Origin of the sequence: Rhizobacter sp. (genome assembly GCF_035702065.1) — a bacterium.
Classification (GTDB): domain Bacteria; phylum Pseudomonadota; class Gammaproteobacteria; order Burkholderiales; family Burkholderiaceae_C; genus Rhizobacter.
Genome location: NZ_DASSRA010000169.1, coordinates 1 through 22,694 on the forward strand (window position 1 = coordinate 1; position 22,694 = coordinate 22,694).

General features: G+C 67.8%; 21 protein-coding genes. 15 read left to right on the forward strand and 6 right to left on the reverse strand.

All coding sequences use genetic code 11. The annotated features are described in order from the left end of the window. Positions 1–770, reverse strand: a 770-nt coding sequence (locus tag VFL64_RS08015; protein ID WP_489539851.1) for an Ig-like domain-containing domain, incomplete at its 3' end; no start/stop codon positions are given. A gap of 170 nt (positions 771–940) precedes the next feature. On the opposite strand from VFL64_RS08015, the gene VFL64_RS08020 reads away from it, so the two are divergent. From VFL64_RS08020 to VFL64_RS08050, 7 genes are all read left to right on the forward strand, one after another. Beyond that, on the forward strand, positions 941–2,089 hold the full coding sequence (locus VFL64_RS08020; RefSeq protein ID WP_489539852.1) for a GGDEF domain-containing protein: 1,149 nt from the start codon (positions 941–943) through the stop codon (positions 2,087–2,089). 9 nt (positions 2,090–2,098) lie between these two features. Beyond that, the gene (locus VFL64_RS08025) at positions 2,099–2,296 is read left to right on the forward strand and encodes a hypothetical protein (RefSeq protein WP_489539853.1); all 198 of its coding nucleotides are present in this window, start codon (positions 2,099–2,101) and stop codon (positions 2,294–2,296) included. Beyond that, the gene (locus VFL64_RS08030) at positions 2,293–2,922 is read left to right on the forward strand and encodes an RluA family pseudouridine synthase (RefSeq protein ID WP_489539854.1); all 630 of its coding nucleotides are present in this window, start codon (positions 2,293–2,295) and stop codon (positions 2,920–2,922) included. Before VFL64_RS08025 ends, VFL64_RS08030 begins: the two co-directional genes overlap by 4 nt. A 145-nt stretch (positions 2,923–3,067) precedes the next feature. Then, positions 3,068–3,514: a YybH family protein gene (locus VFL64_RS08035; RefSeq protein ID WP_489539855.1), complete on the forward strand. Its 447-nt coding sequence runs from the start codon at positions 3,068–3,070 to the stop codon at positions 3,512–3,514. After that, positions 3,511–4,746, forward strand: coding sequence for an MFS transporter (locus VFL64_RS08040; RefSeq protein ID WP_489539856.1), 1,236 nt, complete (start codon positions 3,511–3,513; stop codon positions 4,744–4,746). The genes VFL64_RS08035 and VFL64_RS08040 overlap by 4 nt, the downstream gene beginning before the upstream one ends. Positions 4,747–4,835: 89 nt before the next feature. Continuing rightward, positions 4,836–7,985: an acetoacetate decarboxylase family protein gene (locus tag VFL64_RS08045; protein ID WP_489539857.1), complete on the forward strand. Its 3,150-nt coding sequence runs from the start codon at positions 4,836–4,838 to the stop codon at positions 7,983–7,985. A 106-nt stretch (positions 7,986–8,091) separates the two neighbouring features. After that, positions 8,092–9,813, forward strand: coding sequence for a 7TM diverse intracellular signaling domain-containing protein (locus tag VFL64_RS08050; protein WP_489539858.1), 1,722 nt, complete (start codon positions 8,092–8,094; stop codon positions 9,811–9,813). Positions 9,814–9,867: 54 nt separating this feature from the next. On the opposite strand, the gene rsgA is transcribed toward VFL64_RS08050, so the two are convergent. Next, positions 9,868–10,974, reverse strand: coding sequence for a ribosome small subunit-dependent GTPase A (rsgA, locus tag VFL64_RS08055; protein ID WP_489539859.1), 1,107 nt, complete (start codon positions 10,972–10,974; stop codon positions 9,868–9,870). 287 nt (positions 10,975–11,261) lie between these two features. Then, complete coding sequence (locus VFL64_RS08060) at positions 11,262–11,534, reverse strand: hypothetical protein (RefSeq protein ID WP_489539860.1); 273 nt, start codon at positions 11,532–11,534, stop codon at positions 11,262–11,264. 94 nt (positions 11,535–11,628) lie between these two features. Here VFL64_RS08060 and VFL64_RS08065 point away from each other — a divergent pair, with 94 nt between their 5' ends. After that, entirely contained in the window at positions 11,629–13,626 is a 1,998-nt protein-coding gene (locus VFL64_RS08065; protein WP_489539861.1) for a S9 family peptidase, read from the forward strand. A 180-nt stretch (positions 13,627–13,806) separates the two neighbouring features. Here VFL64_RS08065 and VFL64_RS08070 read toward each other — a convergent pair whose 3' ends face one another. Then, complete coding sequence (locus VFL64_RS08070; RefSeq protein ID WP_489539862.1) at positions 13,807–14,544, reverse strand: 2OG-Fe dioxygenase family protein; 738 nt, start codon at positions 14,542–14,544, stop codon at positions 13,807–13,809. Positions 14,545–14,627: 83 nt separating this feature from the next. On the opposite strand from VFL64_RS08070, the gene trhA reads away from it, so the two are divergent. From trhA to VFL64_RS08090, 4 genes are all read left to right on the forward strand, one after another. After that, positions 14,628–15,242, forward strand: coding sequence for a PAQR family membrane homeostasis protein TrhA (gene trhA, locus VFL64_RS08075; RefSeq protein ID WP_489539863.1), 615 nt, complete (start codon positions 14,628–14,630; stop codon positions 15,240–15,242). Between the two features lies 1 nt (position 15,243). Further along, on the forward strand, positions 15,244–15,732 hold the full coding sequence (locus VFL64_RS08080) for a cupin domain-containing protein (RefSeq protein WP_489539864.1): 489 nt from the start codon (positions 15,244–15,246) through the stop codon (positions 15,730–15,732). Then, positions 15,729–15,971 carry a VF530 family protein gene (locus VFL64_RS08085; RefSeq protein ID WP_489539865.1) on the forward strand — a complete coding sequence of 81 codons (243 nt, stop codon included), beginning with the start codon at positions 15,729–15,731 and terminating at the stop codon, positions 15,969–15,971. Before VFL64_RS08080 ends, VFL64_RS08085 begins: the two co-directional genes overlap by 4 nt. 147 nt (positions 15,972–16,118) lie before the next feature. Further along, entirely contained in the window at positions 16,119–16,652 is a 534-nt protein-coding gene (locus tag VFL64_RS08090) for a porin family protein (protein WP_489539866.1), read from the forward strand. Positions 16,653–16,674: 22 nt separating this feature from the next. Here VFL64_RS08090 and VFL64_RS08095 read toward each other — a convergent pair whose 3' ends face one another. Both VFL64_RS08095 and VFL64_RS08100 read right to left on the reverse strand, forming a co-directional pair. After that, positions 16,675–16,944: an RNA-binding S4 domain-containing protein gene (locus tag VFL64_RS08095; protein ID WP_489539867.1), complete on the reverse strand. Its 270-nt coding sequence runs from the start codon at positions 16,942–16,944 to the stop codon at positions 16,675–16,677. A gap of 23 nt (positions 16,945–16,967) precedes the next feature. Beyond that, on the reverse strand, positions 16,968–17,963 hold the full coding sequence (locus tag VFL64_RS08100; RefSeq protein WP_489539868.1) for an LLM class flavin-dependent oxidoreductase: 996 nt from the start codon (positions 17,961–17,963) through the stop codon (positions 16,968–16,970). Between the two features lie 197 nt (positions 17,964–18,160). Here VFL64_RS08100 and VFL64_RS08105 point away from each other — a divergent pair, with 197 nt between their 5' ends. The 3 genes from VFL64_RS08105 (at position 18,161) to VFL64_RS08115 (ending at position 22,691) form a co-directional block, all read left to right on the forward strand. Continuing rightward, positions 18,161–18,370, forward strand: a complete 210-nt coding sequence (locus tag VFL64_RS08105) for a cold-shock protein (protein WP_047511365.1) — start codon at positions 18,161–18,163, stop codon at positions 18,368–18,370. Between the two features lie 148 nt (positions 18,371–18,518). After that, positions 18,519–19,559 carry an NADP-dependent oxidoreductase gene (locus tag VFL64_RS08110; RefSeq protein WP_489539869.1) on the forward strand — a complete coding sequence of 347 codons (1,041 nt, stop codon included), beginning with the start codon at positions 18,519–18,521 and terminating at the stop codon, positions 19,557–19,559. 66 nt (positions 19,560–19,625) lie between these two features. Further along, complete coding sequence (locus VFL64_RS08115; protein ID WP_489539870.1) at positions 19,626–22,691, forward strand: hybrid sensor histidine kinase/response regulator; 3,066 nt, start codon at positions 19,626–19,628, stop codon at positions 22,689–22,691. Positions 22,692–22,694 lie beyond the last annotated feature (3 nt).

The window sequence follows — 22,694 nt, forward strand, 5'->3', positions numbered from 1 at the left end:
GGCGCCGGCTGCGAACGCTTGATCTGCGAACGGATCTTCTCCAGGTCGGCCGTGGTGCTCTGCGTGGTGAAGAGGCTCAACGCGGCGATGCGCGTGAGCGGCGCGCCGCTCACGTGGCTGCCGTCGGAAAGCGCCTTGCCGTAGTCGGCTTCGTCGCGGTCGCGCGAGCGCGCGAACTCCTGGCGGAAGCGGCCATACGGACCGGCTTCGATGGGCCGGCCCTGCGCATCGCGCACGCCGGTGGTCACCACCAGCACGTAGCGCGAGTGCTCGGCCAGCAGGGCGTCGGACTCAACGGCCAGCGTCTTCGTCGCTCCATCCCACACCACCTGGTTGATGCCCACGCGCTGGCCGAAGCCGGCACCGCTCTGCGTGTCGCCCAGGTTGACGAGGTAGACGGTGTCGCTGGTGACGCTCGCGGGGTCGATGTCGCCGCTGAAGGGGATGGTGATGCGCGGCTGCGTGTTGAAGCCGTCGAGCTGGTTGATCACGTCGATGTCGGCGCAGTCACTCGGCCGCACCGTGCAGTCGGGCTTGGGCAGGTTGACGCGCTTGAAGGTCTTCTGCCCCCAGTCGACTCGGGTGAAGCGGTCGCTCGGGAAGGGGCTGGTGGCCGGGCTGGCCAGGTCGAAGCGCACGTGCACGCCCGGCACCGCCGCCGCCCACAAGGGCACCGCCAGCAGCGCGCCCCCCGCCCAGCTGCGCCATCGCCAGGCCGTGGTGCGGCCGGTGCGGGGGATGAGAGAACAGCGCGACGTGAGAGAACTCATTCGATGTCTCCTGGCTTTGTGTGTGGGGAGGGAGCCGCTCGGCGCAATCGCAGGCGGGGCGAAACTTATACCGCCGGCCCAGCCGCTCGGCCAGTTGGTATTCACCACTGGCAGAGCAAGGGGCCGGGCAGAGGGGTCAAGTTCGCGTGCGCAACGGCCGAAAACCCGTGATGCGCCTGACCCCGTTTCTGGCCGCGCTGGCCGACCGCATCCTCACCCGCGAGCCGGTGGTGCGCCCCAACCTGGTCCTGTGGCTCACATCGACCCTGAGCTACGTGGTCTATTGCGGGGTGGTGGGTCTGCAGGTGATGCTGGGTTACACGCCAGCCGCGCTCGCGATCGCGCTGTTCGCCGGCATGGCGCTGGTGAGTGCCGCGCTCTATGTGGGCATCCGGCACGGCCTGGGGCCGCCACGCGACCGCCACCTGGGCGTCAGCCAGTTGTTGGCAGGCATCGTCTTCATGTGGCTCGCCTACGCCGTGGCCGGCCCGGTGAGCGGCGCCACGCTGACCATCGTCTCCTGCCACGTCGTCTATGCCATGTTCGGCCTGGGCCCGCGCCGCGTCTGGCAGATCGTGGCCGGCTCGCTGCTCGGGCTGGCAGCGACCATGGTGCTGTGCAGCATCTGGCAACCCGAGCGCTACCCCTTGGGCGAGCAGGTCGTGGGCTTCCTGTACACCGGCTTTGTGGCGGTGCTGATTGCGCGGCTGACCACCCTGGTCGCCAAGATGCACGCACGCTTGCGCGCTCAGCGCCATGAACTGGCCCTGGCGCTGGACAAGGTGAAGCAGCTCGCCACACGCGACGACCTGACCGCGGTGCACAACCGCCGCCACCTCACCGAACTGATCCGCGCACAGCAGAGACAGCACGAGCGCAGCGGCGCGCCCATGTGCTTGGCCCTGCTCGACATCGACTTCTTCAAGGTCGTCAATGACACCTTCGGCCACCCGGCGGGCGACGAGGTGCTGCGCCGCTTTGCCGACGCCATCCAGCAATCCCTGCGCAGCGCCGACGTGCTGGGGCGCTGGGGCGGCGAAGAGTTCGTGGTGCTGTTCCCGATCACCTCGCTCGAACAGGCCCGCGCGGCTCTGCAACGCGTGCGCGATGGCGTGCGCGGTGCCGACTTCAGCAGCGTCGCGCCCGAGATGCGCATCACCTTCTCGGCTGGCCTGGTGCGTGTGGGTCCCTTCGAGGCGGTGCAGACGGCCATCGAGCGCGCCGACCGGGCCATGTACCGCGCCAAGGCGAATGGCCGTGATCGCGTGGAGTGCGATGTGCTCCCCTCGCCTTTCTTGCCCGAACCGTTGCCGCCCTAACATCGCCGCATGCCAAGAACCCTGCTCGCGCTGGCGCTGTGCACGCTCCCCACCTTCGGCCACGCCATCCAGGTGCGCGAACTCGACGGCCAGTTCATCAACCCCGCCAACGGCAACATGCTTGCCGGCAAGGCCGGCCTGATGCACTGCCGTGAGGGCGAAGGCAGCTCGCGCAAGGCCTTGAGCGCTGCGCCGGCGCAGCGATGACGGCTTCTCCCCACGTGATCCACCTCGACGACAGCCTGCTCGTCGTCGACAAGCCCGCCGGCCTGCCCTCGGTCCCGGGACGCGCGGAGGGCTTGCTGGACTGCATGGCCTCGCGCGTGCTGGCCATCGCCCCCGACGCGCTGGTGGTGCACCGCCTCGACATGGCGACCTCGGGCCTGCTGCTCTTTGCGCGCGGCAAGGCCATGCAGCGGCAGCTCAGCGAGGCGTTCGCGCAGCGGGAGGTGGGCAAGCGCTACGAGGCGGTGGTGGCGGGCCGCATGGCCGAGGACGAAGGCACGATCGACCTGCCCTTGATCGCCGACTGGCCGAACCGGCCGCTGCAGAAGGTCGACCTCATGGAGGGCAAGCCTTCGATCACGCGCTTTCGCGTGATGGAGCGCGCGGCAGGAACGACACGCGTCGAGCTGGAGCCGCTGACAGGGCGTTCGCACCAGCTGCGCGTGCACCTGCTGGCCTTGGGCCACCCGATCCTGGGCGATGGCTTGTATGCGCCGAAAGAAGTTCGAGACCGGGCACCCCGGCTGCTGTTGCATGCACGGCAGCTGGAGCTGGCACACCCCGTATCAGGCCAGGCCATGCGATTCGAAAGCCCAGTGCCCTTCTGACCCCGCGCCAACGCGAAGCGAGGCCGCGCTGGAGTGGGCGGCCTCACGCAGTGAACGAGCACCTCATGCGAATGCAGGCACGAGGCCTGCACGCAAAGAAGCCACCACGTACCATCGTCCCCCACCTCCAAAGACGGAGCCCCCGATGCGCCTTCTCCGCCCCCTGGCAGCTCTGCTGATCGCCACCGCCTTGTCAGCCTGCAGCACACCACCCCGCCCCGACCTCGCCACCCTTCAACGCCAGGTCAGCGACACCGAAACCGCTTTCGCCGCCACCATGGCCAAGCGCGATCACGCAGGCTTCACGAGCTTCCTGGCCGACGACACCGTCTTCTTCTCCGGCCCCACGCCCTTGCGCGGCAAGACCGCCGTCGCCGACTGGTGGAAGCGCTTCTACGCCACCCCCGACGCCCCCTTCTCCTGGAAGCCCGAGAAGGTCGAAGTGCTCAACAACGGCAGCCTCGCCATGACAACCGGCCCCGTGTTCGACCCGAGCGGCAAGGCCGTCGCCAGCTTCACCTCCGTGTGGCGCCGTGAACCCAACGGCAGCTGGAAGATCATCTTCGACAAGGGCTGCAACTGCCCACCATGACAGACACTGTCTCCGCTGGCCCGGCCGTGAGCCTCTTCGGCCTGCAGGCCTTCATGCGCTTCTGGTACGCGCGCGTCGCCGGCACCATTGGCAACCAGATGCTGATGGTGGCCGTGGGCTGGCAGATGTACGAACTGACTGGCAGCGCCTGGGACCTGGGCCTGGTGGGCCTGCTGCAGTTCCTCCCCGCCCTGCTGCTCACGCTGGTGGCTGGCCATGTGGCCGACCGGCACGACCGCACGCGCATCCTGGCCGCATGCATGGCCGCACAAATGGCCATCGCGCTGGTGCTGATGCTGGCGACCCAAGGCCACTGGGTCAGCCGCTGGCTGCTGCTGGCCCTGTCGGTCGCCCTGGGTACGGCCAAGGCCTTCCAGATGCCGGCCCAACAGGCGCTGGTGCCCTCGCTGGTGCCTGGCGCCGTGCTGCCGCGCGCCCTGGCCTTCAGCTCGGCCGGCATGCAAGCGGCCATCATTGGTGGCCCGGCGCTGGGCGGCTTCATCTACGTGGCCGGCGCCAACGTGGTGTACGCGGTGTGCGCGGCCGCCTTCGTGGTCGGCGGCGTGCTCTTCCTGCGCATCGGCCACCCGCACGTGCCGCCGCCCAAGGAGCCGGTGTCGCTGGCCACGGTGCTGGCGGGCTTTCGCTTCATCTGGCAGCGGCCGGTGGTGCTGGGTGCAATCTCGCTCGATCTCTTCGCGGTGCTGCTGGGCGGCGCCACCGCTCTGCTGCCCATGTTCGCCAAGGATGTGCTGCACGTCGGGCCCTGGGGCCTGGGTCTGCTGCGCGCCGCGCCCGCTGTTGGTGCGCTGTGCATGTCGGCGGTGCTCACGCGCTGGCCGATCACGCGGCGTGTGGGCAAGGTGATGCTGGGCGCCGTGGCCATCTACGGCGTGGCGACGCTGGCCTTTGCGCTGTCGACCCTCTTCGTGCTCTCGCTGCTGGCCCTCTGGGTGAGTGGAGCGGCCGACATGGTGAGCGTGGTGATCCGCCAGTCGCTGGTGCAACTGGAAACGCCCGACGCCATGCGAGGGCGGGTGTCGGCAGTCAACTCGATCTTCATCGGCGCCTCCAACCAGCTGGGCGAGTTCGAGTCGGGTGCCACCGCGGCGCTGCTCGGACCGGTGGGCTCGGTGTTGCTGGGTGGCATCGGCACCTTGGCAGTGGCGGCGTTGTGGATGAAACTCTTCCCCGCCTTGGCAAAGCGTGAACGACTGACTGAAGTGCACTGAGGGTGCGTCTTCGCTCGGGTTTTCACGAGCGCGTCAACACAAGGCCGCGAAGATACTTCGCGCACCTCGACTGGCCCACAACAAGCACCATGACCGCATCGAAGACGATCCGCCCAGACTTCCTCTATCCGGGCGGCTCGCCGCTGATGCACCCGCCGCTGCAGCTCAAGGACTCCGAGATGTACGGCTTCTTCGTCAAGGGCGACCTGGCGAAGCTGCAGGCCACCGTCGACTCCACGCTCACCGCTTGCGCCGGCGGCGAGATGCGCTTCCAGGTGTTCTCGCCCTTCGTGATGCTCACCTTCACCAAGGTGCACAAGGCCTTCTCCACCTGGCCGAGCGACCAGGCCAAGGGCTGGGGCGAGGAGCTCGACATCATCACCTGGGTGATGGTGGGCCAGATCAAGAAGGGCGAGACCGGCATCAGCCGCGTGTTCTTCTACCCGTGCCACATCTTCGTGGACGACGCGATGGCGCTCATCAATGGGCGCGAGCTGTTCGGCTACCCCAAGTACCTGTGCGAATACAGCATGCCCGCCCCCGGCGAGCCGGCGCGCTACTTCTCGCTCGCGGCCAAGGGCTTCGAGCCCTTCTCGCCCGACTCCAAGCTGCAGACGCACCCACTGATCGAGGTGGCGGCCACCACCAACCGCCACGGCGTGCGCAAGGTCGGCGGCTTTCTCGAGCTGATCGAGGAGGCCATCGAGCTCATCGCCGCCAACCTGCCGGCCACGCTCGAGATGGACAAGGAAGCCTGGGCGCAGATCGCCGGCATGCTGCGCCACCCGGGCTGCGAGCAGATCTTCCTGAAGCAGTTCCCCGACGCCTCGGGCGTCAAGGCGGTGTACCAGGCCATCGTGGCCGCGCCGGCCCTCGTGACGGCCGTGCACGGCGTGGAGGTCTATGAAGACGACTACGAGGTCACGCTGCACAAGTTCGCGAGCTTCCCGCTCAACGAGACGCTGGGGCTGCAACTGGGCGCCCAACCGGGCATCCTGCCCTTCCACCTGAGCTTCGACTTCGAGGTGACGCCGGGCGAGGAGATCCATGACAACTCGCAGGTCGCGCCGCAGAAGATCGCCATCCTGGGCGGTGGCGTGGCCGCCATGACCACCGCCTTCTGGCTCACCGACCAACCGGGCTGGCAGAACGAGTACGACATCACCGTCTACCAGCTGGGTTGGCGCCTGGGCGGCAAGGGCGCAAGCGGGCGCAATGCAGCCATCGGCGAGCGCATCGAAGAGCACGGCCTGCACATCTGGTTCGGCTTCTATCAGAACGCGTTCAAGACCATCCAGAAGGCCTACGGCGAACTCGACCGCCCGCCCGGCGCGCCGCTGGCCACCTGGCGGGACGCGTTCAAGCCGCAGCATTCGTTCGCGCTCAGCGAGCTGATCGACGACAGCTGGCGCCAGTGGCTGATCGACACGCCCGAGATGCCCGGCGTGCCCGGCAGCGGCGATGAAGACGTGAGCTTGTGGGACATCGCCCTCACCATGTACGAGTGGGTCAAGATGTGGCTCGGCGAGCTCGACAGCAAGCACGGCGCCACCACCGTCACCACCACCACGGTGGCGGTGGCCGAGGTCGAACACGACGGCTGGCTGGAGTCGATCGCCACGCGCATCGAGCGCACCGTGGAAACCATCGTCTCCGACGTGCACAGCGTCTTCGACGCCGCCCTCTCCTTCGCGCAGAGCCTGCCCGGCCTCGACGGTCAGGACAGCCACGACCATGCCCTGCAGGCCAGCGCGCTCAAGGGCGTGCGCGCCGCGCTGAAGGCGCGCTATGGCGCCCGCGCCGAAGACGACAGCGTGGCCGACGACCTGCGCCGCCTGTACATCTGCATCGACCTCGCCGTCACCTCGCTGATCGGCATGCTCGAAGACGGCGTGTTCGTGCACGGCTTCGACGTCATCAACGACGAAGACCTCTACGCCTGGCTGATCCGCCACGGCGCCAACGAGAAGATCAGCGTCTATTCGGCACCCATCCGGGGCCTCTACGACCTGGTGTTCGCCTACGAAGACGGCGACTTCGACCGCCCCAACATCGAAGCCGGCACCATGCTGCGCGGCATCTTCCGCATGAGCTGCGGCTACCAGGGCGGCATCATGTGGAAGATGCAGGCCGGCATGGGCGACACCGTCTTCACGCCCTTCTACGAGGCGCTCAAGAGGCGCGGCGTCAAGTTCAAGTTCTTCCACAAGGTCGAGGAACTGGTGCCCGACGCCACCAGCAACACCGTGAGCGAGATCCGCATCACCCAGCAGGTGAAGCTGGCAGGTGATGACTACATTCCCACCCGCCCGGTGAAGGGCCTGGAATGCTGGCCGAACCAGCCGCTGTACGAACAGCTCGACCCCGCCCAGGCAGCGCTGCTGCAAAGCGGCAAGGTCAACCTCGAATCCAACTGGACCGACTGGCCCGCGCTCTACCAGAAGAAGTTCGGCAAGCCGCTGCCCACCCTCACGCTCAAGCGCGGCGTCGACTTCGACAAGGTGGTGTTCGGCATCTCGGCCGACGGCCTGGCCCAGCTGTGCCCGCAGCTGGTGGCGCGCAGCACGGCGCTGCAGAACTCCGCGAAGTATGTAAAGACCGCCGCCACTCAGGCCTACCAGGTCTGGCTGAACAAGACCGTGCCGCAGCTGGGCTGGCAAGACTTCGGCCGCGACCACGAAGAGCCCGTGCTCACCGCCTTCAGCGAGCCCTTCGACACCTGGGGCCCGATGGACCAGACGCTGATCCGCGAAGCCTGGCCGCCCCAGTTCGAACCCAAGAACGTCTCCTACTTCTGCAGCGCGCTGCCGATCACCGACTACCCGCCCTTCAGCGACCACGGCTTCCCGGCGCGCATGGCGGCACAGGTGAAGCAGGCGGCCATCGAGCAGCTCAAGCACCACATCCACGCGCTGTGGCCGGCCGTGTCCACGGTGAACGACTTCGACTGGAGCTGCCTCATCGACATGAGCGGCGGCGCCGGCGAGAAGCGCTTCGACAGCCAGTACTGGCGCGCCAACGTCGACCCGTCGGAGCGCTACGTGCTCTCGGTCGTCAACAGCACGCAGTACCGGCTGGCCGCCGATGGCACCGGCTTTTCCAACTTCTACGTCACCGGCGACTGGATCAAGACCGGCATCAACGCCGGCTGCGTGGAGGCCGCGGTGATGGCCGGCATGCAGGCCTCGCGGGCGATATGCGGGTACCCGGAGGTGATCGCCGGCGAGAAAGACGTCTGAGGATGTGTGACATTTGCCGCATGTGCGAGCGAAGACGCTCAGCGTCGATGGAACTACTTCTAGTTACATTTGCGTTCGCACCCTCTCAACGGAGTTGACGGCCGCGATGTCGCGCTTGGTTCCCCGCTGGTCTTTTGCTGCGCTCTGGTTGCCACTGCTGGTGCTGCTGGGCGCAAGCCTGCACGGCAGCATGGCCGCGGCGCAGCCGGCGGTGTCGCTCAATGCCGACGCCGAGACCGAGATCGCCAACCGCGGCCAGTTCTACCAGGCGCTCGACGAAGCACCGCCCCCCTCTGCCGCCGACCTGCCCGCGTGGCTCTCCAAGCAGAAGCCGGTGGAGCGCGTGAGCCTCTTCGGCGGCAGCTACTGGTTCTACGCCACGGTGCAGAACGACACCCTGCAAACGCGCTGGGTCGTCGACCCCACCGGCACACTGATGGAGCGCATCGAGGTGCGCGTCTACACGCCGGGCCAGCCGGTGCAGTCGTTCATCACCGGCTACAGCACCAGCGGCAGCTACATGCTGCACTACGGCGGCAACGTCGAGCTGCAGCCAGGCACGCAAGCGCAGATCCTGTTGCGCATCGAAAGCCGCTACTTCGCGCGCTACCCGAGCGTCTACGTGGCCAGCCAGGCCAACTACCGCAAGACGGTGGCGTCCGAGAACGTGATGACGCTGTGCGCCCTGGGCGCGATGCTCACGCTGGCGCTCTACAACCTGTTCGTCTACTTCGGCGTGCGCGACCGCGCGATGCTGTACTACGCGCTGTACCTGCTCACGGCCACCGCCTCGTGGGGGATGACGCTGCACGTCGGTTCCGACTGGCTGGGCTGGCGGGCCCTGAGCTGGCATTACGTGGCCTTCTTTTTGGGCGCGGTGTTCAACACCATGTTCTTCCTGGAGTTCCTGCGCCTCAAGGAGCATGCGCCCCGGCTGGCGTGGGTGGCCAAGGGCAACATGTTCGCGACCTTGGCGCTGACACCGGTCTGCTTCTTGTCCGTCGCATACGCCCACCTGCTGGCCACGGCGGTGATCTCGGTCACGCTGACGGTGGCGCTCGTCTCCGGGATGATCCGCCTCGGCCAGGGCTTCCTGCCGGCGCGCTACTTCCTGGCCGCCTTCTTCGCCCTGCTGCTGCCGGCCATCCTGATCCTGCCGGCCAACTTCGGGCTGGTGCCGAGCGTGATGCGCAACATCGAGCTCTTCACCCTGCTCGGCGCCACCACCGACGCGGTGCTGCTCGCCTTCGCGCTGGCCGACAAGATCCGCCTGCTCGGCCGCGAGAAAGACGAATACCTCAAGCGCCTGAACGACGCCCTCACCCAGGCCAGCACCGATTCGCTCACCGGCATCGGCAACCGCCATGCCTTCGACCGTGCGCTGAGCGCCATGACCACCAGCGCCGCCGATGCCGACGCACCGGGCCGGACCATGCTGGTGATGATCGACCTCGACGGCCTCAAGCAAATCAACGACAAGCACGGCCATGCCCACGGCGACGGCCTGTTGCGCGAGTTCGCGCAACAGATCAGCGTGCTCAAGAGCGACGGCATGAGCGTCTTCCGCCTCGGCGGCGACGAGTTCGCCGTGCTGGGCGACCGCAGCCAGGAAGACCTCGCCCGCCACACGCTGCACCTGGTGGAGCGCAAGCTGCACGAAGCCGGCTTCCCCGACTGCGGCATCAGCTACGGCGTGGCCTTCGGCTCGGAGATCAACTCCGGCTCGCAGTTGTTGATGCACGCCGACGCGCGCATGTACCTGCACAAGACCACGAAGAAAGAGCCCCCCAGTCGCTACGCTCCTGCCCCCGAGGGGCGCCACCCCTGATCCCGGGAAACCCGGGTTCGGGGCGTTGCTGGAGGGGAGCCTCGCTGCGCGGGCTCAGGCTTCGCCGCGCTTCATCTTGAGGCGCTGATGGGCGCCACGCCCGCGCGCCTTCCATTCGGCCACCTGCTGCTGCCGCTCCAGCACTGTGAGCGTGTCGCGCCGCACCTCGCGCAACAGCTTCTGGTAGTTGCGCAGCCGGTCGGGCGACACGCCCTCGCGCACCGCGCAGCCAGGCTCGTCGCCATGGCGGCAGTCGCGGAAGCGGCACTGGCCGGACAGCGTGGCGATGTCGTCGAAGCTCACCGCCAGCGTGCTCTCGTCGGCGTCGGGCCGCAGCGTGCGCAGCCCCGGCGTGTCGATCACGCAGGCGCCGCCGGGCAAGCGGTGCAGCGAGCGCGAGGTGGTGGTGTGCTTGCCGCGGCTGTCGTGCTCGCGCACGGCACCGGTGTCTTGCACGGCCGCGCCAATCAACGCGTTGGTGAGCGTCGATTTACCTGCCCCTGAGGAACCGAGCAGGACCAGCGTCTGGCCCGGCGCGAGGTAGCCGTCGAGCACACGTGTCGTCTGCGGGGCCATGCCGTTGACGGCCACCACGTCGACCTGCGCAGAGAGGCGCGAGCGCAACTCCGCGATCGCGCGCTGCACCGCCTCAGGCTCCACGGTGTCGGCCTTGGTCAGCACCACCACCGGCGTCACGCCCTGGCCTTGCACCAGTGCCAGGAAGCGCTCCAGCCGGCGCGGGTTGAAGTCGTCGTCCAGACCCATCACGAGCAGCGCCGTGTCGACGTTGCTCACCACCGGGTGGCGGCGGCCATCGGCGTCGCGCCGCGCGATGTGCGAGAGCGGCGCAATGCGCTCTTGCACCCAGGGCTGGCCATGGGCGTCGTGCACCAGCACCACCCAGTCGCCGACGGCGACCGCGGTGTCGCGTTCGGCGAGCATGCGCGCCAGGCGCGGCAGCACGCGCACACTGAGCTCATGCAGGCCATCGTGCACCTGCAGCGTCTCTCGGTGCACCTCGGTCACGCGCACGAGGCGGCGCGGCGAAGCATGCGCCTCTTCGTCGTCGGACTCGGGAACGGGTTGCGAACAGATGGCCACCAGGGCCATCGCGGGGGTCAAACCTACCGAGCGCAAGCGCTCGACATCCATTTCGATCATGGTGAGATCTGTCTTCCATCGTCAGGAATGCATGGCGCAAAGCCATGCGAACGCCTGCGCGCGAGCGCAAGGCCACGAAGGGGAGGAAGCAGGTCAACCGCGGCGCAGAGTGCGCCACAGCGGGAACGTCAGATCTCGGGGAGGGAGAGGACGATGCGGCGGCTTTGGCGGCTCAAGCGGCCCGAGCGGCGACCCACAGGAGGGCAATGTCAGCGTGCGTCATTGAGTTGTCTCCTTGAAGTGGGTGGATGGGAAGGCGCGAAGTCTGGCACGCGCCGCGCGCACGGTCAACGCTCGTCGCGTTTCAGTTGTTGCGGCGCCTCTGGAACGACACGAGCTTCGATGTCGACCACCTCGCCGCGCGGCTCGGTCCGCATGCCGCCAAAGGGCGAACGCGGGTCGACACGAAAGCGCACCACACGCGGGCGCTTGCCGCGCAGCAGGCTCCACACGACCAGCACCAGGCTGAACACCACACCGGCCACCAGCAGCGAGGCCGCGAACACCAGCCCCATGGCCAAGAGAACCAGGCGCAGCAGGAAAGACAAGATTCGTTGCATGAAAAGCGGCACCTGGTGCCTCAGCGGAAAACCCACACATGGGGATTATCGGCCGCGCCACAATGCCCACTCATCGCAGATCGGGAACCTTTGGATGAAGAAATACGCGCTTGCCTCCGTCTTCGCGCTCGTGGCCTGCGGCAGTCAGCCGCCGGCCGCTCCCACCGCGGCCCCGGCCACTGCCGTGGTGGCGCCCAACGCCAACCTGATGGTGCAAGGCATCCCGCCCATCCCCGCCAGCCTGGTCGACCAGGTGGCCAAGTACACCGACTTCCGCGGCCACGGCTTTGCCGACTGGCACCCGCAGCGCCGCGAGATGCTGGTCTCACACCGCAAGGGCGGCGCGAATACCAACCAGCTGTTCCGCCTCACCGAGCCCGGCGGCGTGCTGGAGCAGCTCACCGACTCGGCCGACCCGGTCACCACGGCCAGCTACGAGCCGCGCGAAGGCAAGTACGCGGTCTTCGAACGCAGCAGCGGCGGCAGCGAGGCCGACCAGCTCTACCGGCTCGACCTCGACACCAAGCAGGCCGCGCTGATCACCGACCCGGCCGAGCGCCACAACCTGCAGGGCTGGCTGCACCGCAGCAGCGTGCTGCTCACCGCCTCGCTGCCGCTGGACAAGACGGCGCAAAGCGGCACGCGCGCCAAGGTGACCACCACCTTCCGCCTGATGAACCCGCTCAAGCCCGAAGCCGCGCGCAAGGTCGCCGAGCTCGACGGCGGTGGCTGGTACGCCGGCGGCATCTCCTCGGACGACAAGCGCGTCGCGCTCACGCGCTACATCTCGGCCACCGAGTCGCAGGTGTGGGTGCTCGACATCGCCTCGGGCCGAGCCACGCAGGTGTTGCCTGCACCGGGCAGCCGCGAGCGCGCCACCTATTTCGCCGGTGAGTTCACGCAGGGCAACAACGGCCTGCTGGTGATCAGCGACCGCGCGGGCGAGTTCCGCGAGCTGATGGCCTACCGCTTCGCCAACAAGCTGCTCACCCGCATGAGCTCGCACATCCGATGGGACGTGAGCAGCGTGGCGACCACCGAAGACGGCCGCATCATCGCCGCGCAGTTCAACGTCGAGGGCAAGGACGAGCTGCGCCTCTTCGACGGCAAGACGCTCAAGGAGCTGCGCCAGCCCGTCACCCCGCCCGGCAGCGTGGGCAGCGCGAGCTTCCACCGCCGCACCGGCGAGCTGGCCTTCTCGCTCAACAGCGCGCAGGGGCCGAGCCAGCTCTTCAGCCTGGAAGTGGGCGGCCAGCCCGTGCCGTGGACGCAGCCCTACGCGGCACCCGGCGTCGACATGAAGGCCTTCCAGGACCAGAGCATCGTGCGCTGGAAAAGCTTCGACGGCCGCAGCATCTCGGGCCTGATGAACCTGCCGCCCGCGCAGTTCACCGGCAAACGGCCGGTGATGGTGCTGATCCACGGCGGCCCCGAAGCGCAGGCCACGGTGGGCTTCATGGGCCGCTACAACTACTACATCAACGAGCTGGGCATGGCCCTCATCCAGCCCAACGTGCGTGGCTCATCGGGTTTCGGCAAGAGCTTCCTCTCGCTCGACGATGGCATGAAGCGCGAAGACTCGGTGAAGGACATCGGCGCCCTGCTCGACTGGATCGCCACCCAGCCGGAGCTTGACGCATCGAAGGTGATCGTGAGCGGCGGCAGCTATGGCGGCTACATGAGCCTGGCGGTGAGCACGCATTACGCCGACCGCATCGCAGGCTCCATCGACGTGGTGGGCATCTCCAACTTCGTCACCTTCCTGCAGAACACGGAGAGCTACCGGCGCGACCTGCGCCGCGTGGAATACGGCGACGAGCGCACCCCGGCCATGCGCGCCTTCCTGGAGAAGATCTCGCCGCTCACCAACGCCGGCCGCATCACCAAGCCGCTCTTCGTGGTGCAAGGCAAGAACGACCCGCGCGTGCCCTACACCGAGGCCGAGCAAATCGTCGCCAAAGCGCGCAGCAACGGCACGCCGGTTTGGTACCTGCGCGCCGAGAACGAAGGCCACGGTTTCGCGCGCAAGGAGAACGCCGACTACCAGTTCTACGCGACGGTGCTGTTTCTGCAAACCACCATCGGCAAGTGATGCCGGCCCCCTCGGTCGGCGGTTACGCCGACCGATCCCCCAAGGGGATTGCGGGCCGGCTTGGCGAGCTGGAGCCGGACACAAACAGTCCCTGCGGACTGTTTGTGCCTGCGGAAGGCCATCGGCCTCTGGCCGATGGCGGCCCGGCGCTCGGCCCGCCCCACCTGATCAACGCTGTTGCTAGGCGGGGCCTTGAAAGCCCCGCGCCCGGAAGGTGAGCACCAGGGTGTCGCGGTGCCCGCCTTCTGCCACCGGCTGGATCGGCGTGCTCTCGTGGATCACGCGCTCGTCGTCGAGCAACAGCGTGCTCCACGGGTCGGTCAAGGTGAAGCGAATGCCGTTCGGCCCGGCGGCTTCGAACACACGCGTCTCGCCGCCCTTCACGCCCACGCGGTTGACGAGGATCACCGCCACGAAGTCGACCCCGTCGCGGTGCGCACCCTCGGGTGTGGGGCGGCCAATGCCGTCGGTGGTGTCGATGCGGAACTGGTGCGCCTCCACGTACCAGGGCTGTTCGCCCTTCACGGCGGAGCAGGTGGTGCTGAGCGCCGTCAGCAGCTGCGTCCAGACCGGCGCAGACACAACGTCAGCCTTCATCGGTTCGAACCAGCGCTCCAGGCCGCCATGCAAGGCGTTGTATTCCACCGGCTGCCAGTGGGCGCGGTGCGGCACCTGCACGAGCTGCCCGGTGTCGACCACGAAGCACGAGTGGCGCCGCCGCCGGTAGCGGCCGCCATCGCGCAGGTAGGCATCGGGCGGCAGGTCGTCCCAGCTCGGCTCCAGAGCACGCAAGGCCGACACCTCGCCACCGATGTAGCGGCCCAGGTCTGCGGCGCTGATGGCGGCATGGCCGCTGCGGCGCAACCTGGCGGCGAGTTCGGTCGGTGCGATGAACGGAGGCGGCAAAAGGGTGGTCATGCCGGGGATGATGCCAGCCTTGCGGTAGATTGCCGCAGGCCCAGCAACAGACAATCACCCGAATTCGACCGGAGTCTTTCTTCATGTACCACGGAGAACGTTTCAACAGCTTCACCCACCTGGCCGGCCTGATGCTCGCCATGGCGGGCGGCACGGTGCTCATCGTGCAATCGGCCCTGCAGGGCGACGCCTGGCAGGTGGTGAGTTCCAGCATCTTTGCGGCCACGATGGTCGTGCTGTACGGTGCCTCCACGCTGTACCACAGCATTCGCGGCGCGGCGAAGAAGGTGCTGGTCAAGTTCGACCACTGCGCGATCTACCTGCTGATCGCTGGCACGTACACACCTTTCACGCTCGTCACCTTGCGCGGCCCCTGGGGCTGGGCGCTGTTCGGCACGGTGTGGGGTTTGGCCCTGATCGGCATCGTGAAGGAGCTCGCCATCGGCCGCGAGCGCGTGCCCTCGGTGCCGCTGTACCTGGCGATGGGCTGGCTGGCGGTGGTAGCGGCTGTGCCGATCCTCCGCGAGCTGCCCGGTGGCGGCCTTGCGTGGCTGGTGGCAGGCGGGCTGCTCTATACCGCCGGCATCGTGTTCTACGCCAACGACGAACGCTGGCGCCATGCCCACGGCATCTGGCACCTGTTCGTGCTGGCCGGCACCGCGTGCCACTACCTCTGCGTGCTGTTGTACGTGGGCTGAGATGCGCGCCGCCGAACTCATCGAGCTGCTGAATCTCCAGCCTCACCCGGAAGGCGGGCACTACCGCGAGATCTTTCGAGCCGGCACCCGCGTGACCCCGGCCGGCGGACGGCCCGAGCGCAGCGCGCTCACGAGCATCGATTTCCTGCTCCAGCGCGGCGAGTTCAGCGCCTGGCACCGCGTGTTGTCCGATGAAGCCTGGCACCTGCTGGAAGGCGGTCCACTTCGGCTGTGGTGCCTGCCGCCTTCGCTCGACCGGGTCGAAGCGATCGAGCTGGGCCCGGCCAACGCCACCGCCTCGCCGCGCCACATCGTGCCCGCCGGCTGGTGGCAGGCGGCTGAGCCGCTGGGCGCGTTCGCGTACGTCGGCGCCACCGTGGGGCCAGGCTTCGAGTTCGCCGACTTCGCCTTCGGGCGCGACGACCCGCATCTGCTGGACGCACTGGCCCGGCTGCAACCCGGCCTCATCCGGCTCGCTGGCACGCCATGACGACCGCACAGCCACGCAACCCGCTCCACGGTGTCACCCTGGAGAAGATGCTCAACGAGCTGGTGGCGTACTTCGGCTGGGCCGGTCTCGGCGAGCAGATCAGCATCCGCTGCTTCACCAGCGACCCCAGCATCGCGTCGAGCCTCAAGTTCCTGCGCAAGACACCTTGGGCGCGCGAGAAGGTAGAGAGCCTCTACCTCTTCATGCTGCGCGAGCAGGCGCGGTCGCGCCGCCCCTGATCCCTTTCTGCCATCGGTGCCGTCAGCCCAGTCCTACAGGCCAAGACTGCGCACGCTGACACCCATGGGCCTTCTTGGCTGATGTGGCTTTGCGAAGCTCTCGCCGACCATGCGCTCGGTTCGATGACTTTGAAAGGAACAACAACCATGCGAGTGAAAGCCCACCTCCTGATTGCCTGTCTGGCAGGCGTCTGCGCATCGGCCGCGCACGCTCAATCTCAGCCTGTGGGGACCGGCCTCTACGTCGGCGGCAGCATCGGCCAGTCGATGTGGAAAGGCAGCGACGCATTCGACCTCGACACCCGCAAGACCGGCGGCAAGCTGTATGGCGGCTACCAGTTCTCGCCCTACTTCTCGATGGAGCTCGGCCTCGTCGACCTCGGCAAGTTCGACTCCAGCGTCGGATCGATCAAGGCCAATGGCGCATTCCTCGACGCCGTGGGCACACTGCCCTTCGCGCCGAAGTGGTCGGGCCTTGCTCGCGCAGGCGGCTTCTATGGTCAGCTCGACAACGGCGCGCACGACGACAGCGGAACCAGCTGGAAACTCGGCGTGGGGGTGCAGTACGACCTGACACCCAATGCCGCGCTACGCGCAGAGTACGAGCGCTACCGCTTCAATGCGCTGGACATCAACCCCAACACCGACCTGCTGTCGGTGGGCTTCAACTACCGCTTCTGAGGCGCTGAGCGCACCCGCGCCGTCACCTGTCCGGGTCGTGCGGCCGGTCTTCGCCGCCAAGCGGCGCCGGCATCGTGGGGGCATGAATGCGGATGCGCGCGCCCAGTACGCCGACCACCTGCCCCGCCCGGATCTTGCACGCCTTGCGCAGTTCCTGTCGGCCATCAACCTCGACCTTGCCGTCCGCCACCATGGCCTTGCCTTCGCCGCCGCTGCTGGCCAGGCCCGTCACCTTGAGCAAGGCATCGAGGGTGATGTAGTCGCCCCGCAGTTCGAACTCGATCGTGCGCATGCCGTCCCCGCCAATGGTTGTTTTCAGCGAGTTTGCGCCAATCCGAATTCACGCGCCAGCAGGCTGTAGGAATGGCGCCGCACCTGCGGGTCGTGGGCCCAGGTGTTGATCACGAGTTCGTCCATCTCCAACTCGGTGGCCAGCTTGCGCAGCTTGCCGGCCACCTGCGACGCATTGCCGACGAAGGCGCGCTGGCGCATCGGTTCGACCACACGCATCTCGTCCACCGAGAAGCCGCGCGCCGCGATGGCATCGGGCGACTGCAGCGGCCCCAGCACGCCGCGCCCGCGGTCTACACGCCAGCGCTCGCGGCTCAGCGCGTGGTGCAGCGCCTCTTCCTCGGTGTCGGCGGCCAGCGCCCACACGCAGACCGTGGCCTGGGGCTGGGGGTGCCGCGCGCTCGGCTGGTAGAGGCGACGGTACAGGTCGAGCGCCTGCTCCACACCCTGGCCGTCGACAAAGAAGTAGGCATAGGCGTAAGGCAGGCCGAAGTGCGCTGCCAGCTGGGCACCGTAGTCGGAGCTGCCCAGCACCCAGATCTCGGGCGCGAATGACCCGCGCGGGTGGGCCGTGATACCCCGGTGCGGCTCGCCGGCCGTCCAGGCCTGCAGGTCGCGCACCTGCTCGGGAAAATGCTCGGCCGACCCGTAGGTATGCGGATTGAGCGCCTGCGCGGTGCGCATGTCTCCCCCTGGCGCCCGGCCCACGCCCAGGTCGATGCGCCCGGGTGCCAGGGCCTCGAGCACGCGGAACTGCTCGGCCACCTTGAGCGCGGCGTAGTGCGGAAGCATCACACCGGCGCTGCCGATGCGGATGCGCTGCGTGCGCGCGGCAATCGCCGCCATCAGGATCTCCGGGGCGCTGCCCACGATGGTGGGCAGGCTGTGGTGCTCGCTCAGCCAGAACCGGTGGTAGCCCAGCGACTCGGCGTGTTCTGCCAAGGCCAGGGTGTCGCGGATGGCGGCGTCTTCGGTGCTGCCATGGAGTGAGACGGATTGATCAAGGACAGAAAGCTTCATCAAAGGAAATCAAGGGTGCTGATGTATAGTCAGCCTACAGGTATACGCAAGACAGTGGTTGCGAGTGATCTTTTCGAACGCCGGCCTGGTTCCAGTCCGGTTCCGTCAGAACCCCCGAATAAACGTTTCTTGAGTGTCTCTGCATGCGGAGCATGTGCTGCGCATGAATTACTTAGTAAGAAAGATAGGAATCGTCCATGACGACCCAAACCGGTACCGTGAAGTGGTTCAACGAGAGCAAGGGCTACGGCTTCATCGCTCAAGACGCGGGCGGCGCTGACCTGTTCGCCCACTTCCGTGACATTCAAGGCAATGGCTTCAAGACCCTGCTGGAAAACCAGCGCGTCGAATTCGAAGTCAAGCAAGGCCAGAAGGGTCTGCAAGCCGCGAACATTCGCGTGCTGTAAGACCTGGCCCAAGCCAAGACCAAAACGCGGCCTCTGGCCGCGTTTTTTATTGCCTGCGCGAATCGCGGAGAACCTGCTGACAAGTCGGCGACAAAGCCCTGCCATCGCCGGCGCTAGGATGCGCCGATTCACCCCGATGGAGACCGCCATGAGCACCCTCGCCAGCACCACCAACCACCAGGTCCGCCTCGCCGAGCGTCCGGTGGGCCTGCCCACCCGCGCCAACTGGAGCTTCACCAGCGAAGCGGTGCAGGAGCCCGGCCCCGGCGGCGTGCTGGTGAAGACGCTCAGCCTCTCGCTCGACCCTGCCATGCGCGGCTGGATGAACGAAGGTAAGAGCTACATCCCGCCGGTGGGCATCGGCGAGGTGATGCGCGCGGGTGGCATCGGCGTGGTGGTGGCTTCCAAGAACGCGGGCTACGCGGTGGGCGACCACGTCTACGCCAGCCTGGGCGTACAGGAGTACTGCACCATCGCCGAAGCCGAGTTCAAGCGCCTCGGCCTGGCCAAGATTGACACCCGGCTGGGCACACCCACGCAGTGGCTCAATGTGCTGGGCATGCCGGGCATGACCGGCTACTTCGGGCTGATGGACATCGGCCAGCCCAAGGCCGGGGAGACGCTGGTCGTATCCGGCGCCGCCGGCGCGGTGGGCCAGACCGTGGGCCAGCTCGGCAAGATCCTGGGCCTGCGCGTGGTCGGCATCGCCGGCAGCAGCGCCAAGTGCGAATGGGTGGTGCGCGAGCTCGGCTTCGACGCCTGCATCGACTACAAGGCCGGCAGCGTGAAGGAAGGCCTGCGCGAGCACTGCCCCAAGGGGGTGGACATCTACTTCGACAACGTGGGCGGTGAGATCCTCGACACCGTGCTCACTCGCATCACCCGCGGCGCGCGCATCATCATTTGCGGCGCGATCAGCCAGTACAACAACACCACCGCGGTCAAGGGCCCGGCCAACTACATGTCGCTGCTGGTCAACCGGGCCCGCATGGAAGGCATGGTGGTGTTCGACTACGTCGACCGCTACCCGGTGGCCATCGCAGAGATGGCGGGCTACCTCAAGACCGGCAAGATGAAGAGCAAGGAAGACGTGGTCACGGGTGGCGTCAACGCCTTCCCCGAGACCCTGCTCAAGCTCTTCAATGGCGAGAACTTCGGCAAGCTGGTGCTGCAGGTCGCCGCCGCGTAGCGCTTCACGCAGGCCGAGGGTTCGTTCCTGCCCGAATGGCATGGCTGGCCGCTAGACTGGCCCGTCATGGCCCTGAACCCGCCTCCTAACCCATCGCCCACGGCCGCGCCGGCCTGGGTCGGGGCGCTGGACGCGGTCTCCGACCTGGTGGCGCTGCTCGATGGACAGGGCGGCATCGTCTGGGCCAACGCCGCATTCAGCCGCATCAGCGGCCATGCCCCGGCTGACGTTCTGGGGCGCCAAGCGGTGGCCCTGCTGGGCCCGAACGGTGCCTGGCAACGCATCGAACAGCCCTTGCGCGAAGGCCGGCCCTTCGATCGCATCGAGCTGCCCTGGCGCCACGCCGCGGGTGAGGTGCGCACCGCGCTGGCCAGCGCGCGTCTCCTGCCCGAAGCGGGCCCCGCCCGCCTGCTGCTGAGCCTGCAAGACATCACCGAGACACGGCAACTGCGCGACGAGGCCCGCCACAAGGCCGAGCTGCTCGACATGACGCAGGAGTTCGGCCGCTTCGCCGTGTGGGAGCGCAGCATCCCCGATGGCGTGGGCCACTGGGACCGCCACATGTTCCGCTTCTTCGACATGCAGCCGCACGAGGGCATGCCGGCCTTCGACGTGGCGGCGCAGCGCATCCACCCGGCCGACGGCGTCTCCGAGGCCTACCACGCCTCCACCCGCCAAGCCGGGGTCTACGAGCACCGCTACCGCATCCTGCGTCCCGATGGCAGCGTGCGCCGCGTGCACTCGCGCTGGGAGGTGAAGAACTCGCCGCTAGGCGTTCCCGAACGGGTCATCGGCCTGCTGGTCGACGACACCGAGGCCTACCAGCTCGCCGACGCCTTCAACAAAGCCAACGCGCAGCTCAAGATCGCGGTGGAGCTGGGCAACATCGCGATCTGGCGGCACGACCTCAAGCTCAACCGCTTCTTCTACAACGACCACGCCTACAAGATCCTCGGCCTGGAGCCACGCGAAGAGGGGTTGTCGCTCGACGAAGTCCGCTCCTACATCCACCCGGACGACATGCCGCACGTGCTCGAAACTGCCGAGCGCTCGCTGCACACCAACGAGCCGGTGGACATGGAAGCCCGCTACCGCCGCACCGACGGCCGTTGGGTCTACGTGCTCACGCGGCGCATGGTCCACCGCGACGAGAACGGCACGCCCATCGAGTTCATCGGCGTCGGGCTCGACGTGAGCACGCAGGTCGAGAAGCTGCGCGAAGCCAGCGAGATGGCCAAGCGCCTGGAGATCGCCGTCCGATCCGCCGGCGTGGGCGTGTGGAGCCGCGACCCGGACAACCCCCGCGCGACCTGGAACGAGGAGATGTTCAAGATCACCGGGCGCCCAGCGTTCCTGGGGGGCCCGACACGCGACGAATGGATCTACCAGATCGTCCACCCAGATGACCGCGCGGCGATCCTGAGCGCCCGCGCCGAGGTCTCGGCCGAGACCATGTCGGTCGAGCACGAGTGCCGCATCGTCCGCCCCAATGGCGAAGTGCGCTGGCTGGTCAACCGTGCGCGGCGCGAGATGCGCGATGGCGTGCTGATGGTCTTCGGCGTCACGCTCGACGTGACCGAACGCGTGCGCGCCGAAGCAGCACTGCGCAGCGTGAACGAACGCGTGGCGCTGGCCGCGCGCAGCGTAGGCATGGGTACCTGGGAATGGGATGTGAGCACCGGTGAGGCGGTGTGGGACGAAGCCATGTTCCGCCTGCGGGGCATGGAGCCGCAGGCGCAGGCGCTCGACGCCGTGCAGCGCCTGGCCATGACGCACCCCGACGACGTGGAGGCGGTCAAGCGCGAGCTGCGCGAGGCGGCGCACAACACCGGCCCCACCGCCTACGAGTTCCGCGTGGTGTGGCCCGACGGCACGGTGCGCTGGCTCGCCTCGCGCTCCACCCCTGCGCCCGACGAGCACGGCCGCGCGAGCCGGCGCATCGGCGTCAACTGGGACGTCACCGAGGCCAAGAACGCCGAAGTCAGCCGGCGCGAACGCGAGCTGGCGCTGCGCGAGAGCCGGGCCAAGTCGGAGTTCCTCTCGCGCATGAGCCACGAGTTGCGCACGCCGCTCAACGCGGTGCTGGGCTTCGCGCAACTGCTAATGATCGGCAAGGACGCGCTGCTGCCGCAGCAGCGCGGCAAGCTCGCGCACATCCAGTCGGCCGGCGAACACCTGCTCGCGCTGATCGACGACGTGCTCGACCTCTCCAGCCTGGAGAGCGGCCAGCTCAAGCTCGACCTGCAGCCGGTGCCGCTGGCCGAGGTGCTGCACGAGGCCCTGCCGCTGGTCGATTCGCTGGCGCGCAGCCACGGCATCGCCATCCAGACCGGTGCCGTCGACGGCGTGCTGCTGGGCGACCGCACCCGCCTGCGGCAGATGATGATCAACCTGCTCAGCAACGCCATCAAGTACAACAAGCCGAACGGCAAGGTGACGGTGTCGAGCCAGGTCACGGACACCGACGTGAGCTTCCAGGTGCAGGACACCGGCCGCGGCATGACGGCCGATCAGCTCGCGCACCTGTTCGAGCCCTTCAACCGCCTGGGGCTGGAGCGCGAAGGCATCGAGGGCACCGGCATCGGCCTGGCGGTGGTCAAGGCGCTTGCCCTCCACATGCGGGGCGAGGTGACCGTGAACAGCCAGCCGGGGCGGGGCTCCACCTTCGCGGTGCGGCTGCCGCGCGCAAGCGACCACACCCAACCCGCGGCGGGCCCGGCGGCCACGGCGCCCGTCGCTGCGCCGACCGCACCCCGGCGCAAAGGCACGCTGCTCTACATCGAAGACAACGCGGTCAACGTGCTGCTGGTCGAAGAGCTGATCCGCATGCGCCCGGGCCTGGTGCTGGAGTCCGCGGGCACCGGCCTGGCCGGCGTGGCGCGGGCCGCCACCTTGCAGCCCGACCTGATCCTGGTCGACATCCAGTTGCCCGACATCGACGGCTTCGAGGTGCTGCGCCACCTGAAGCAGCAGGCGGGCACGGCGCACATCCCATGCATCGCCCTGTCGGCCAACGCCATGCCACCCGATATCGCACGCGCCACGGCTGCCGGGTTTGCCGACTACTGGACCAAGCCGATCGACTTCAGCCAGTTCCTGGCCGCGCTCGACAAGCGCTTCCCGGCGCTGTAGGCC

Bases quoted from the DNA above. Each gene is read 5' to 3' on its own strand.
- VFL64_RS08020 (WP_489539852.1), top strand. From the start codon at position 941: ATGCGCCTGACCCCGTTTCTGGCCGCGCTGGCCGACCGCATCCTCACC.
- VFL64_RS08025 (WP_489539853.1), top strand. From the start codon at position 2,099: ATGCCAAGAACCCTGCTCGCGCTGGCGCTGTGCACGCTCCCCACCTTC.
- VFL64_RS08030 (WP_489539854.1), top strand. From the start codon at position 2,293: ATGACGGCTTCTCCCCACGTGATCCACCTCGACGACAGCCTGCTCGTC.
- VFL64_RS08035 (WP_489539855.1), top strand. From the start codon at position 3,068: ATGCGCCTTCTCCGCCCCCTGGCAGCTCTGCTGATCGCCACCGCCTTG.
- VFL64_RS08040 (WP_489539856.1), top strand. From the start codon at position 3,511: ATGACAGACACTGTCTCCGCTGGCCCGGCCGTGAGCCTCTTCGGCCTG.
- VFL64_RS08045 (WP_489539857.1), top strand. From the start codon at position 4,836: ATGACCGCATCGAAGACGATCCGCCCAGACTTCCTCTATCCGGGCGGC.
- VFL64_RS08050 (WP_489539858.1), top strand. From the start codon at position 8,092: ATGTCGCGCTTGGTTCCCCGCTGGTCTTTTGCTGCGCTCTGGTTGCCA.
- rsgA (WP_489539859.1), bottom strand. From the start codon at position 10,974: ATGATCGAAATGGATGTCGAGCGCTTGCGCTCGGTAGGTTTGACCCCC.
- VFL64_RS08060 (WP_489539860.1), bottom strand. From the start codon at position 11,534: ATGCAACGAATCTTGTCTTTCCTGCTGCGCCTGGTTCTCTTGGCCATG.
- VFL64_RS08065 (WP_489539861.1), top strand. From the start codon at position 11,629: ATGAAGAAATACGCGCTTGCCTCCGTCTTCGCGCTCGTGGCCTGCGGC.
- VFL64_RS08070 (WP_489539862.1), bottom strand. From the start codon at position 14,544: ATGACCACCCTTTTGCCGCCTCCGTTCATCGCACCGACCGAACTCGCC.
- trhA (WP_489539863.1), top strand. From the start codon at position 14,628: ATGTACCACGGAGAACGTTTCAACAGCTTCACCCACCTGGCCGGCCTG.
- VFL64_RS08080 (WP_489539864.1), top strand. From the start codon at position 15,244: ATGCGCGCCGCCGAACTCATCGAGCTGCTGAATCTCCAGCCTCACCCG.
- VFL64_RS08085 (WP_489539865.1), top strand. From the start codon at position 15,729: ATGACGACCGCACAGCCACGCAACCCGCTCCACGGTGTCACCCTGGAG.
- VFL64_RS08090 (WP_489539866.1), top strand. From the start codon at position 16,119: ATGCGAGTGAAAGCCCACCTCCTGATTGCCTGTCTGGCAGGCGTCTGC.
- VFL64_RS08095 (WP_489539867.1), bottom strand. From the start codon at position 16,944: ATGCGCACGATCGAGTTCGAACTGCGGGGCGACTACATCACCCTCGAT.
- VFL64_RS08100 (WP_489539868.1), bottom strand. From the start codon at position 17,963: ATGAAGCTTTCTGTCCTTGATCAATCCGTCTCACTCCATGGCAGCACC.
- VFL64_RS08105 (WP_047511365.1), top strand. From the start codon at position 18,161: ATGACGACCCAAACCGGTACCGTGAAGTGGTTCAACGAGAGCAAGGGC.
- VFL64_RS08110 (WP_489539869.1), top strand. From the start codon at position 18,519: ATGAGCACCCTCGCCAGCACCACCAACCACCAGGTCCGCCTCGCCGAG.
- VFL64_RS08115 (WP_489539870.1), top strand. From the start codon at position 19,626: ATGGCCCTGAACCCGCCTCCTAACCCATCGCCCACGGCCGCGCCGGCC.